This window comes from Streptococcus oralis (genome assembly GCF_001983955.1).
Taxonomy (GTDB): domain Bacteria; phylum Bacillota; class Bacilli; order Lactobacillales; family Streptococcaceae; genus Streptococcus; species Streptococcus jiangnanensis.
Window position 1 is genome coordinate 640,279 of sequence record NZ_CP019562.1, and the last position, 14,392, is coordinate 654,670.

Annotated in this window: 3 protein-coding genes and 2 pseudogenes; all 5 read left to right on the forward strand. The window is 40.8% G+C overall.

What is annotated here, in order from left to right; translation table 11 throughout:
* Nucleotides 1-119 precede the first annotated feature (119 nt).
* Nucleotides 120-977 carry a bifunctional methylenetetrahydrofolate dehydrogenase/methenyltetrahydrofolate cyclohydrolase gene (locus tag BWR56_RS03065; RefSeq protein WP_196769371.1) on the forward strand — a complete coding sequence of 286 codons (858 nt, stop codon included), beginning with the start codon at nucleotides 120-122 and terminating at the stop codon, nucleotides 975-977.
* Between the two features lie 4 nt (nucleotides 978-981).
* The gene (locus BWR56_RS03070) at nucleotides 982-1,755 is read left to right on the forward strand and encodes an HAD hydrolase family protein (RefSeq protein WP_049504962.1); all 774 of its coding nucleotides are present in this window, start codon (nucleotides 982-984) and stop codon (nucleotides 1,753-1,755) included.
* Between the two features lie 343 nt (nucleotides 1,756-2,098).
* Entirely contained in the window at nucleotides 2,099-9,211 is a 7,113-nt protein-coding gene (locus BWR56_RS03075; RefSeq protein ID WP_076984448.1) for an SIALI-17 repeat-containing surface protein, read from the forward strand.
* Nucleotides 9,212-9,375: 164 nt separating this feature from the next.
* Nucleotides 9,376-9,483: pseudogene (locus BWR56_RS10055) on the forward strand (YSIRK-type signal peptide-containing protein); the annotation flags it as partial.
* A gap of 285 nt (nucleotides 9,484-9,768) precedes the next feature.
* Nucleotides 9,769-14,388 (forward strand): annotated as a pseudogene (locus BWR56_RS03080) (SIALI-17 repeat-containing surface protein); the annotation flags it as partial.
* Nucleotides 14,389-14,392: the final 4 nt, after the last annotated feature.

The window sequence follows — 14,392 nt, forward strand, 5'->3', positions numbered from 1 at the left end:
AGCTTGACAAGGGCTTTTTCTTATAGTTTCAGACTATAAGGTCCATTAGGCAAGAAGTGTTAGGATGGCGAATTATTTTTTGATATAATAGAGGATATTTGATAGAAAAGAGAAGAGATATGGCACAGATTATCGATGGGAAGGCTCTTGCAGCTAAGTTACAAGGACAGTTGGCTGAAAAGACGGCCAAACTAAAAGAAGAAACAGGTCTAGTTCCAGGATTGGTGGTGATTTTGGTGGGGGACAATCCTGCCAGCCAAGTCTACGTTCGCAACAAGGAACGATCAGCTCTCGCTGCTGGCTTCCGTAGTGAAGTAGTGCGAGTTCCAGAGACCATTACCCAAGCGGAATTGTTAGACTTGATTGCCAAATACAATCAAGATCCAGCTTGGCATGGGATTTTGGTCCAGTTACCTTTACCCAAACATATCGATGAAGAGGCAGTTTTATTAGCCATTGACCCCGAAAAAGACGTGGATGGTTTCCATCCTCTAAACATGGGTCGCCTCTGGTCTGGTCATCCAGTTATGATTCCTTCAACACCTGCAGGAATTATGGAAATGTTTCATGAATATGGGATTGATCTAGAAGGTAAAAATGCGGTTGTCATCGGTCGTTCAAATATTGTTGGAAAACCGATGGCTCAGCTTCTTTTGGCTAAAAATGCAACAGTGACTTTGACTCACTCACGTACCCATCATCTTGCCAAGGTGGCTGCTAAAGCAGATATTCTGGTGGTTGCTATCGGTCGCGCTAAGTTTGTGACTGCTGACTTTGTCAAACCAGGAGCGGTTGTCATTGATGTTGGGATGAACCGAGATGAAAATGGAAAGCTTTGTGGAGATGTTGACTATGATGCTGTTGAACCACTTGCTAGTCACATCACACCTGTACCGGGTGGAGTTGGTCCTATGACGATTACCATGCTAATGGAGCAAACCTATCAGGCAGTACTTCGAACACTGAACAAGGATTAGGAAGATGAAATTCGTATTTGATCTGGATGGGACGCTGTCTTTTGACTATATGACCATTGATGAGGAGATTAAGCAGGTTCTTTTAAAGGCTGAAGATTATGGGCATGAGATTGTGTTTGCTTCAGCTCGCTCTTATCGGGATTGTTTGGGTTTATTAGGCCCTGAACTCAGTCAGCGCTTGGTTATAGGTTTGAATGGTGGTGTAGCCTATTATCTGGGGAAAGCTATCTATGAAAGAAATCTCGATGCTAGAGTTTATCAGGCGCTAGTGGATTATTGCCAGACTTATAATCTCCCTTTCTTTGTAGATGATCGCTTTGACTATAGTGGTCAGATTGTAGAGAAGATTCCATTTATTTCCAGTGTGGATCCCCTAAAGGTGGCTCGTCATCAGAAACTTGAGGACTTAGGGACTCCGATTAAGGTAGTCGTTTATATGGGTGACCATGAGGATTTGCTTGATGATCTGCTTGGTCAGCTAGAAAGACTAGGCCAGGCTCATCTCTCCTATCATGCGCATGAAAAGTGCCTTTATGTTAATCCATTGGATACTCATAAGGCGACAACTGTTGAAAAGTTATGCGGGGAGAACTTCATCGCTTTTGGAAATGACCAAAACGATATTGAATTGTTTAAAACGTCTCTTTATTCAGTCCAGATAGGAGATTTTGCTGGTCTTACTCCATATGCAGATGACACGTTAGAGCTAAAAGGAGCTCCTTCTCCAGCAGTGGCAGCTAAGATCTTACAGACTTTTGCGGAATTTAAGGGAAAATAGTGTAGAAGGAGGTTCGCCTTCTTTTTATGTAGAGTAATGCAGTCTATAAACTATAAATTTGAAGTTTGAAAAAGATATTAATGGAATTCAATTTGTAGTAGAAAGAGTCTAGAACCGAAAGCTATTTTCATTGCAACTATTCCTTTTAAATGACCCCTTCTTATATATCATTTTATTGGGTTAAATTAATGGAAAATAATTGCAATTTAAGGTGCCTTTTGATATATTTAATATATAAAATATATTATAAAACTTGGTACTTGTTTGTGTATTCAGAAGGAGGTTATTTTTTAAAATAAAGTAAACGCTTACTTTGAATCAAGAAAAAGAAATGAGGATTTTAATGAACAAAAGACTTTTTGATAAACGTTGTCATTATAGCATTCGTAAATTTGCAATAGGTGCGGCATCTGTAATGATTGGGGCTAGTATATTTGGTATTTCTGCTGTACAAGCTGAGGAGGTGGCTTCATCCAATGCTAAAACAGAAGAAACAACTGTTCATCAAGCTCAACCTTTAGATAAGCTTCCCGATGATGTGGTAGCTGCTATTGCAAAGGCTGATGAGAATGGTGGGCGTGAGTTTGTAAAACCAAAAGCTGAATCGGCAGAAGACAAAGTGACTAAGGATACAGAACCTACTACACCTACTAACGAGAGTAGTCGTGAATTGGTTAGTCCTAAAGGGGAAACTCCAAATAAAGTAGAAGAAGGAAACAAGGCTGATAACAAACAGAAATCTGAAGAGGCAAATCCAAAGCCTGTTGAATCTGCAGTAACAGCTGGAACAGAAGTGAAAGAGGATTCTAAAAAAACTTCTGAAAAGGACCAAGTGAAAGCAGACACAGAGATTAAACCTTCTTCTGAAAAATCGCAAGTGCTGTCTAGAGAGTCAAACAAAGCCGAAGTTGAAAAGGAAAAACAGCTATTATCGGAACGAAAACAAGATTTTAATAAAGATTGGTATTTTAAACTAAATGCCCAAGGAGATTTTTCAAAAAAAGATGTGGATGTTCATGATTGGTCTAAATTGAATCTTCCTCATGATTGGAGTATTTATTTTGACTTTGATCACAAGTCTCCCGCTCGTAATGAAGGTGGGCAGTTAAATGGTGGAACAGCTTGGTATCGTAAGACTTTCATATTAGACGAAGCAGACAAGAATAAGGATGTTCGTATCAATTTTGATGGGGTTTACATGGATTCAAAGGTCTATGTAAATGGTAAATTTGTCGGACATTATCCAAGTGGCTATAATCATTTTTCATATGATATCACAGAATTTTTAAACAAGGATGGTAGTGAAAATTCAATTACTGTTCAAGTGACCAATAAGCAACCAAGTAGTCGTTGGTATTCAGGAAGTGGGATTTATCGTGATGTAACCCTTAGTTATCGTGATAAAGTCCATGTTGCCGAAAATGGTAATCATATCAATACTCCAAAACTTGCTGAGCAAAAAGAAGGGAATGTTGAAACACAGGTTCAAAGTAAGATTAAAAATACGGATAAGAAGGCTGCTAAAGTCTTTGTGGAACAACAAATTTTTACTAAGGAAGGTAAGGTTGTTTCAGAATTAGTCCGCTCTGAAACGAAGAATTTAGCAGAAAATGAAACTGCAGATTTCAGACAAACAATCCTAGTTAATAAACCAACTCTTTGGACGACAAAAAGTTATCATCCTCAACTGTATGTGTTGAAAACAAAGGTTTATAAAGAAGGTCAACTGGTTGATGTAACAGAAGATACATTTGGTTACCGTTATTTCAATTGGACTGCTAAGGAAGGTTTCTCTCTGAATGGTGAACGCATGAAATTCCACGGAGTAAGTATTCACCATGACAATGGAGCCTTGGGGGCAGAAGAGAATTATAAGGCTACCTATCGTAAATTAAAACTCTTGAAAGATATGGGGGTTAACTCTATTCGAACAACCCACAATCCAGCGAGTCCTCAGTTGCTTGATGCTGCAGCTAGTTTAGGTCTTTTGGTTCAAGAGGAAGCTTTTGATACTTGGTATGGTGGCAAGAAGACTTACGACTATGGACGGTTCTTTGATCAAGATGCAACTCATCCGGAGGCTAAGAAGGGTGAGAAGTGGTCTGATTTTGATCTCAGAACAATGGTAGAACGTGATAAGAACAATCCGTCTATCGTCATGTGGTCTCTTGGAAATGAGGTAGAGGAGGCAAATGGTAGTCCTCGTTCTATCGAAACTGCTAAACGCTTGAAGGCAGTTATCAAAGCGATTGATACTGAGCGTTATGTAACCATGGGGGAAAACAAATTTAGTCGTGCGGCGACAGGTGATTTCTTGAAACTCGCGGAAATTATGGATGCTGTCGGTATGAACTATGGTGAACGTAATTATGATGCTGTTCGTAGAGCGCATCCAGACTGGCTCATTTATGGTTCTGAAACTTCTTCAGCTACTAGGACGCGTGATTCTTATTATAACCCTGCTCAAATCCTTGGACATGACAATCGTCCAAATCGTCACTATGAACAATCTGACTATGGTAATGACCGTGTTGGATGGGGAAGAACAGCTACTGAATCATGGACTTTTGACCGTGATCGTGCTGGCTATGCTGGACAATTTATCTGGACAGGAATTGACTATATTGGAGAACCGACTCCATGGCATAACCAAGATAGTACACCTGTCAAGAGCTCTTACTTTGGTATTATTGATACAGCTGGTTTACCAAAGAATGATTTCTACCTTTACCGTAGTGAATGGTATAGTGCTAAAGAAAAGCCAACTGTTCGCATTTTACCACATTGGAACTGGACTGAAGAGACCCTTAAGGATCGCAAGATGCTGATTGATGGAAAGGTTCCGGTTCGTACCTTCTCAAATGCTGCAAGCGTCGAATTGTTCTTAAATGGAGAGTCGCTTGGTAAAAAGGAATTTACTAAGAAAAGGACAGAAGATGGACGTCCATATCATGAGGGAGCTAAACCAAGTGAATTGTATCTTGAGTGGCTTGTGAAATACCAACCAGGCACACTGACTGCGATTGCTCGAGATGAAAATGGCAACGAAATTGCGCGTGATAGTGTGACAACTGCTGGGGAGCCAGCAAGAGTTCGTCTGACTAAAGAAGAGCATGTTATCACTGCAGATGGAAAGGACCTATCCTACATCCATTATGAAATTGTTGATGGCGATGGTAATGTGGTTCCTACAGCTAACAATCTTGTTCATTTCAATCTTCATGGTCAGGGACAAATCGTTGGTGTGGATAATGGAGAACAAGCTAGTCGTGAACGCTACAAAGCTCAAGCAGATGGAACATGGCAAAGACGTGCTTTCAATGGTAAAGGGATTGTCATTGTAAAATCAACAGAAAAAGAAGGTAAATTTACTCTTTATGCAGATTCTGCTGGTTTGACATCTGATAGCGCAACGGTCGCAACGGTGTCTGGTAAGAAAGAAAATCGTCACTTTGTAGCCTTTGCTCCTGTAAAAGCAACAACTGATGTGACGACAAATCCTGAATTACCTCAAACAGTAACAGCTATTTATAGTGACGGTAGTGTTGAGGAAAAGACTGTAACTTGGGAAATGCCATCTGACTTGCTTACAAGCGCAGGTGAGAAAAAAGTATCTGGACGTGTAGAAGGTTTGGAAACTAAAGCTGAGGCACTTGTTAAAGTGATTGCTTTAGATAGATGGTTACCAAAAGTTGCTACAGTCCCAGTTGGAACGAATGCGGCTGATTTGGATAAAACGGTCACAGCTGTTCTGACAGATGGTAGCTTGATTGATACTGATGTTGTTTCTTGGACCTTGAAAGACCCTGCTGCTTTGAACAAGGAAGGTGGACGTACGGAGGCTACTGGTAAATTGGTAGATGACGACCGTGAAGTGACTGCAACCTTTATCGCAAGTAGTAAGGAAACAACAAGTAGCATTACAGGACTTACTGTTGGGGATAAAGCTCTTGAGAATTTTGAGTCTGGCAAGACCTATTACCGTGTATCCCTTCCTTACACTGCAACTATTCCAAGTGTTGGAGCTCAGACTACCGGATATCAAGTAACTGTTCAGCAAGCTTCTGCTGATAATGGTTATCAGGCTTCTGTCTTCTTGAGTGACCAAAAGGGTGACTTGGTTCAAACTTACTTAATTCAGTTTGTGAAGGAAGCTCCTGCTTTGAAACGTTTGGAAGTGGTTGTAGAAGGAAAAGAAACTGCCACTGAAGATCAAGTATTAACTTATCACGTCATTGGTCGTTATGAGGATGGTTCACAAACAGAGTTTTCGGCTTCAGATATTCACTTAGAAGCTAAATCATCTGATGGGGGACATCTTGAGGTGAATGGTCAGAATATATTCCTCTATACTAAGGGAAGAGTGACTTTGACACCTCGAATCGATAATCAAACAGAGAAAACAGAATCTGTAACCACTGAAGTGGTGATTAAAGAAAATAAAGTCAGCAAGAAGATTGTGAAACTTCATCCTGTGTCTGTTTCTACAGATATCAATCAGCAACCGAATCTACCTAAAGAAGTTGGAGCAGAATTTGATAAGGGCTTGCCACGCAAAGTATCTGTAGCTTGGGATAAGGTAGATGAAAAAGAGTTGAGGCACTATCATAGCTTTACGCTTAAAGGACATGTGGAAGGCACAGATATTGAAGCTCAAGCGACTGTAACGGTTGAAGGATTGCAAGTTGCAGAGGAAATCAGTCTCACAGTACCTAAGGGTGAGACGGTTCAATTGCCAGCTAATGTTCGGGCTTACCATTCTAACGGAACAACTATCTATAAAGATGTTGTTTGGGATCAGGTTCCAGCCAACTTTAGTCAAACTGAAGGGGTCTATGAAATCAATGGTCGTTTAGTAGGTAGCAATCTGACAACTAAAGCTTATGTTCGAGTGTCTAGTCAAGTGGTTGCTGGAAATAATATCTCTAAACAATGGACAGGTTCACAATTACCAGCTGCCATTGTATCCAATACAGGAGGAGATGACACAGCCAACACCTTGAACGATTTGACTGTATCAAGAACGCCATCAGATGCTAAAAATAGATGGACTACTTGGAGAACAAATACTGATAATGACTGGGCTTCTATCTTATTTGGTAATTCAGGAGACTTGACGAAGCGTTTTGTCAACAATTTGTCGGTTGATTTCTATACTGATGGAGCAATTGGTCTTCCAAAAGAATATGTAGTTGAATATTATGTAGGTAAAGAAATTCCAGATTTACCAAGTGATGTCAGTCATGCGCAACGAGATAGCAATCATCCATTTAATAATCCAGACAATTGGAAAGCAGTTGAAAACTTACATGCTCCAAGTCAGCTGTCTGCAACTCAAACCAATCACTTCACATTTGACAAGGTCGAAACCTACGCTGTTCGTATTCGTATGAAGAAAGCAGATGGAACATCAGGTGTTGGTCTGACAGAGCTAACTGTGCTTGGAAACAAGGTCTTAAGTGAAACAAGTTCAGAGATTTCTATCAAGGTAGATGGCAAGGATCTTGAACATTTTAATCCATCTAAGACAGATTACTATATTCCTCAATCTAGCAAAGAAATCACAGCAACAGCTAGCAATAATGGTTTGGTAACAGTTGTTCCTGCAACAAGTCCAAAAGGTGCAACACGTCTCATCTTGAAAGCAGAAGATGGTACGGTGTTGAAAGAATATCGAATTTTCCGCAATGATGAGAGAGAAACTAGTCAACCTCTTGCTGCAGAAAACAGTGCTAAAATCTTGAATGTTGGAGACAATCTTCAACTTCCTTCAGAAGTAAGTGTTTATTATCCAACTTCAACTAATTGGACTACAGATAAACTTGCAGTGAAGTGGGATGCTATTCCTGAACATGCGACAGAGCATGAGGGAACATTTGAAGTTACCGGTCATGTCATTGGTACAAATCTAACGACTAAAATGCAGGTGACAGTTGTTGCTAAAGGCAATCAAGTCATTTCAGAAAATCCAAGCAACAATGAAACTGATTCTAAAGCCTTTGCTTCGACAACGAACGATACTCAAGCAGCTTCACATGATCGAATTTTCTATATCAATGATGGAAAATACAATGAAGATGGACGTTGGACAAACTGGTCTCGTACTCCGAAAAATCAAGAAACTTCTGTTGGATTACTCTTTAAGAAGGATGGAAAAATTGCTTCTCAATCTATTGGGAAAGTAGCCATTCAGTTCTTTAAAGATAGTGGCACAGATGCTCCAGAGAAAATGGTTCTAGAAAGATATATTGGTCCTGCTTTTACAGAACCAAGTACGATTTCTCGTTACGAAGAAAATGCCGATCATCCATTTAACAAGGCAGAAAATTGGGTACCAATTTCTTACAAAGCTTCTGGAGAATTAGTAGCTGGTAAACCAATCGAGTTTAACTTTGAACCGGTTCAAACGACAGCTATTCGTGCGCGCATGACTCGTAAGGCTACCACCAATGGTCTTGCACTTGTAGAATTTACAGCCTACTCTGCAGGCAAGGGATCAGAAGTGGAAACACCATCAGCGACTATTTCGATCGACGGAAAAGCATTGGAAAACTTTGATCCAAATGTGACAGATTACACTCTAACAACAATGGGTTCAAAACCAAAAGTCACTGCAACAACTAGTGGATATGGAGTAGTTACAGTTGTGGATTCTGGAAATGCCAATCTTCCAACACTGGTTCGTCTTGTTTCCAAAGATGGAAATCTGGTGAAAGAATATCGTTTACACTTTAAGTCTACCTTCCAAACAACACCAACAGAAGGCGTTAAGAACTTAGTAGCAGAAACTCCAAGTTTGGAAATTGAAAAGACTCCGCTTCCGTTTAAAGAAGTTATTCGTGAAAACCCTGAACTTGCTCAAGGTCAACGTCGTATCGTTTCTGAAGGACAAGATGGAGAAAAAGTTGACTATATTCAAGTTTTGGGTACTACTAGAAGTCTTGTTCATTCTGAAGAAAGAAAGGCTCAGGATCGCATTGTTGAAGTAGGAGTGAAAGCATCTATTTCAAGTAGTAAAGGCGAGGAGCCAGCTCCAGTCAATGAAGTTCCAGAATTCAAAGGAGGTGCTAACTTTGTAGAAGCAGCAGTAAACGAAGTTCCAGAATACACAGGAACTCTTGCTACTGTAGGAGATCAAGCGGCACCAAGCGTTGAGAAACCTGAATTTAAGGGTGGCGTTAATGCTGTAATGGCTCTAGAACATAAACTTCCAGAGTATCGTGGTGTTCTAGCCACGGTAGGAAATGAGGAAGCGCCTGTTCTTGAAAAACCAGATTATCCAGTAGAGCTATTAGCTCATGACCAGACTATAAAACCAAATGTTTCAGTAGTAAAAGAAGAGCAAAATAGATTACCAGAAACAGGTGAGGGAGAATCTGAAACAGCCATTTTCTTGGCAGGTGTTAGCTTGGCCTTGTCAGCAGCCCTATTAACTGCAAAACGAAAAGAGGATTAGTTTGTGCGTCTAATGCTATCCTATTGGTATAGCTTGGTCGATGATAAAAAATCACATCGATAAATGAGTTGAAGAGATGGAGAGGACCGATTGGCCTCTCCGTCTTTACTAGTAAAAATGGAATCGTTTACTTTCGTTTTTGGATGAAAGGAGATAAGATAAAGATGGATAAAAATTTTTTCAATAAACGTTGTCATTACAGTATTCGTAAATTCGCTATTGGAGTAGCTTCTATTATGATTGGTGCCAGTATCTTTGGTGTTAATTTAGTAGAGGCGGCAGAAACAGGTAATGTAGGAGATAAAGAGGGAACTATAACTCAAGCTCAGCCATTGGAAAAGTTACCTGATGAACTTGCAGCAGTTTTGAAGAAAGCAGAGGAAAATGCTGGGAAGGAAGCTAGCTCGACAGTTGAAAATGGAGAAACTACAGGAACGATTGGTTCTACTGATTCGACAAATAATCTTAAACCAGCTGAAGCACCTAGAATTCCAGAGAATGAAACAAAGCCGTCTGAAGCCATGAGTGGAGGACAAAATGATAAAGAAATCGCTAAACCTAGTCAACCAATTACACCTGAAACTCCAAAAGTAGAGCAAACAGGTGATGGAACAGTTGAATTGGCCAATCAATTTACGGCAAGCAAACCAGCTAGCGAAGCCAGTATTGAAGCTGCCAGCGAGAGCTCAGACTATCTCAAAAAAGAGTACAAGGTCTTTCCAACTCCACAAAAAGTGACTTATGAAGAAGGAGTCACAGCCCTTCGTAAGCAAGTCAATCTGGTCATGGGCGATCAACTCGATATCTATACTCGCAATCGCTTGAAGAGTGTCTTGCAGGACAATCAAGTATCTTATACAACTGGTAAGGCAGCAATCGCTGGCGCAACCAATATCTATCTTGGAGTGCATGGACAAGGTTCACAAGCAGAGCAAAACTTGTCCAATGTTTCAGCAGGTCTCTTTGACAAGATTGACGCCTATGTCTTGAGTATCAAGGATAATTCGATTTCTATCGTCGGAAAAGACACTGATGCAGTCTTCTATGGTTTGACAACCTTGAAACACATGCTCAAGGAAAGTCAAGTACCAGTCCTTCGCAATGTTACAGTAGAAGATTACGCAGAGCTCAAGAACCGTGGTTTCATCGAAGGTTACTATGGCAATCCATGGTCTAATGAAAATCGTAAAGAATTGATGCGTTATGGAAGTGAATTGAAGTTAACTCAATACTATTTCGCACCAAAAGATGATCCATACCACAATAAGAAATGGCGTGAACTTTACCCAGAAGAAAAACTGGCTGAAATCCGAGAACTTGCACGTGTCGGTAATCAAACGAAAACACGTTATGTTTGGACCATCCATCCATTTATGAACAATCGTATCCGCTTTGGCAATGAAGCGCACTACCAGGCTGATCTTGCAACCATAAAGGCTAAGTTTACTCAGTTGTTGGACGTGGGAGTGCGTGAATTTGGTGTGCTTGCAGATGATGCACCAAGCCCAGTTGGTGGTTACCATAGTTATGTTCGTTTGATGAAAGATATCACAAATTGGTTGACTGAAAAACAAACAACATACAGTGGTCTCCGTAAAGATATGATTTTTGTTCCTGCCTGGTACATGGGGCAAGGAACTGAAGCTGAACTTCGGACCTTGAATGAACATCTTCCTGAAAATGTCCATTTAACTCTTACTGGTGGAAAGGTCTGGGGGGCTGTTGACCAAACATTTTTAACGAACTTAAAGAAAAATTTAACAGAAGGTGGTAAGACTTACCGTCCAATTCAGTTCTGGATTAACTGGCCATGTAATGACAATACAAAACCCCACCTAATTCTTGGAGGTGGTGAAAAATTCTTACATCCAAATGTTGATTTATCCCTTGCACAAGGAATTATGCTAAATCCAATGCAACAATCTGAAGCATCTAAAGTGGCACTTTTTGATATGGCTCAGTATGGATGGAAGCAATGGAGAAGTGCAGAAGAAGCAGAACAAATCAACGATATGGCCTTTAACTATGTAGTCAATGATCATTTTGAAGAAAGCAGTGTTTCAAAGGCTTTTCGAGAACTCGGAAAACACATGCGCAATCAAAATAGACCTCCCCATGTCACTAAATTAGAAGAGTCTGTAGAATTGGCTCCAAAATTGACAGAATTCTATAACAAACTCAAATCTGGTCAAAATCTGGATTCTGAAAGAAAAGAGTTGAGGGACATTTTTGCTGGTTTGAAAGCCAATGCTCTTCTGCTTAAAGAAAAAGGCGATCAGAAATTAATCGAACAAATTCACTATTGGTTAGAGAATACAGTAGATCAAATGAACGCGCTTGAGGCTTTCCTAACAGCTACAGAAGGTCTTACTGAAAAGAATGATGCCAAGGTGTGGGAGTATTATCAGGCCGGAGTCAAACATTATGACCAGTCAGTTAAGTATGCCTTCTTTTACGTTGACCATTATGAATACGCAGAATTTGGTGTCCAACATATTCGACCATTTATCAATAATCTCAAAGAATACTTAGCCTTACATATCCAAGCAATGTTGAATCCAGATAAATTTGTGACAACATTTATTACGAATCGTGCTGGAATAGAAGGCGGATTGAAAGAAGTCACAGATGGTGACTTTGATACACATGTGATTGCCAAAACAACCATTGTGATTGAGAGAGGCGATTATGTAGGCTTGCGCTTTAATAAGGCAATTAAAATACACAAATTAGGTTTCGCTACGGGTACTAATACGGCCGATAATTATACCTTTAGTAATGCTCTTGTTGAGTATCAAAATGAACATGGAGAATGGGTAGCCATAACGAGCCCCGCTTATACTGGTAGAGAACGTATTCTGGAATTTAATGACCTCGATATCACAGCTCAAGCTGTTCGTATGATAGCAACAGCTAAGAAGGATAATGCTTGGCTTGCCATGCGTGAAATTGCTGTTAACAGACCCCTAGAATTGGGTAGTAAGAAGGTTAGGGGCACTATTAGTTTAAGTCCAAACCTTGTTTACAAATATGGAACAAGTGTTGTTCAGATGCAAGATGGTCGAGAAAACACAGAATCCATGATGGCACATGTTGATCAGACCAATGTCACACCAGCGCAAGCCTGGGTAAAAATGGACTTAGGTGGGCTGCACAAAGTAAAACGAGTTCATCTGATGCAAGGGGAACGAGACAAACTAGCATCTGGTGTCATCGAATATTCTGCAGATGGTACAAATTGGACAACGCTTCAAAATTTATCAGGGCAACGAACTTCTGATATTGTGAAAGAATTTACAACTCGTTTTGTTCGCATTCGCAATACACAAACCTTAAATAAGTGGTGGAGAATTGCGGAATTTACAGTAGATGTCGATAGTCCAAATTTTGACTTAACAGACACCAACGTGGAATCCTTGAAGGAAACGCCGGTAGTGGGTAGCTTGGGCAGTTACGAGCTTCAAATTCCAGCTGGAACCAAACTCCCTGCTCATAGCTATCTAGGAATGAAGCTTGACCGTATCCATCAGATCAAGAGCATCCAACTCCAAGGTCAGGCCAATCCAGCTCTTAATCTAGAGTACTCTGCAAATGCGCAAGAATGGACGCCAGCTAGCCAGTTGACTGATAGATCTGCAGCAAGCCACTTAGTACGTTATGTGCGTTTGGTCAACAAAACAGATCAGGAGCAAGCTATTACAGCGACTTCTCTCCTTGTGACGACTAAAGAAGTGCAACCAACCAAACTAGAATCTACAACAATGGGCATTCATCCAACATACGGAAGCAATGATGTTCGTAAGCTGAACAACCTAGATCAACTATTTGACGGTGTTTATAACAACTTCGTTGAATTTTCAGACTACGCCCATAAAGATGGTCACGTAACCTTGAAACTTGGTAGCGAACGTACCATCAAGAAGATCAGAGCCTACATCCAAGACGGAACTCAAAACTACCTTCGTGATGGTAAGATCCAAGTCAGCCAAGACGGTAAAACTTGGACAGATGTCGTGACAGTAGGAGATGGTGTGGCCAATAGCCAACACGATGATTCATTGACAGATGGTTGGACACATGATTCTAAGATGCCAGGAAATCGCTACGTCGAGGGCGAATTGACGACACCAGTTAAAGCTAACTATCTCCGAGTCCTCTATACAACAGATTATGATGCCCGTTTTGTAGGCTTTACAGAATTGGTCATTAACGATGGTGAATTTGTCAAACCAATCAATGATCCTACAGTAGAAGGAAGTAGTGGAGAAAGTCAGGGCAACCTTTATAATAATCTTGTAGACGGAAAAGTCTTGACCAGCTACAAGTCTGAAAAAGATAAGGGTGAATTGGTGTATCACTTATCTGATCCAACCAATGCCAACCACCTTCGTATCGTTTCCAGTCTTCCTGAAGGAGCTAAGGCACGTGTTCTTGCTAGAACACTCAAGGATGGTCAAGACAGTTGGACAGACCTCGGTGCCATTACATCTAGTCTCCAAACCTTCGCTATCCGAAATGGTGGCTCTCTTCTAGACGTCAAATTAGTCTGGGAAGGCGGCAAGGCTGAGTTTTATGAATTGGCAAGCTTCCATCAAGAATTGACAGAAGAACCGATCCAATCAAGCAAGGGTGAAGAACCAGCACCTGTTCTTGAGGTTCCTGAATTCACAGGTGGTGTCAATGCAGTTGAAGCCTTGGTACATGAGCTTCCAGAGTACACAGGTGCAGTAGCAACAGTAGGTGACCAAGCTGCTCCAACAGTAGAGAAACCTGAGTTCAAGGGTGGCGTCAATGCAGTGATGGCTCTAGTGCATGAATTGCCAGAATACACAGGCCCGCTAGCAACAGTAGGTGATCAAACTGCTCCAATGGTAGAGAAACCTGAGTTCCAGGGCGGAGTCAACTCCGTTATGGCCTTTAAACATGAGCTCCCAGCTTACACAGGTCCCTTATCAACAGTAGGCGACCAGGCAGCACCGACAGTAGAGAAACCAGAGTTCAAGCTAAGTTTGTTAGAAAAAACTCAGACTTCAGGAGCACCAGTTCAAATTGCCAAAGAAGACAAGAGATTGCCAGAAACTGGTGAGAAACAGTCAGAAACAGCTATTTTCTTGGCAAGTGTTGGACTAGCTCTATCTGCTATCTTTGTCGCAAAAAGTAAAAAAGAAATTAATTGACTTT

Bases quoted from the DNA above. Each gene is read 5' to 3' on its own strand.
- BWR56_RS03065 (WP_196769371.1), top strand. From the start codon at position 120: ATGGCACAGATTATCGATGGGAAGGCTCTTGCAGCTAAGTTACAAGGA.
- BWR56_RS03070 (WP_049504962.1), top strand. From the start codon at position 982: ATGAAATTCGTATTTGATCTGGATGGGACGCTGTCTTTTGACTATATG.
- BWR56_RS03075 (WP_076984448.1), top strand. From the start codon at position 2,099: ATGAACAAAAGACTTTTTGATAAACGTTGTCATTATAGCATTCGTAAA.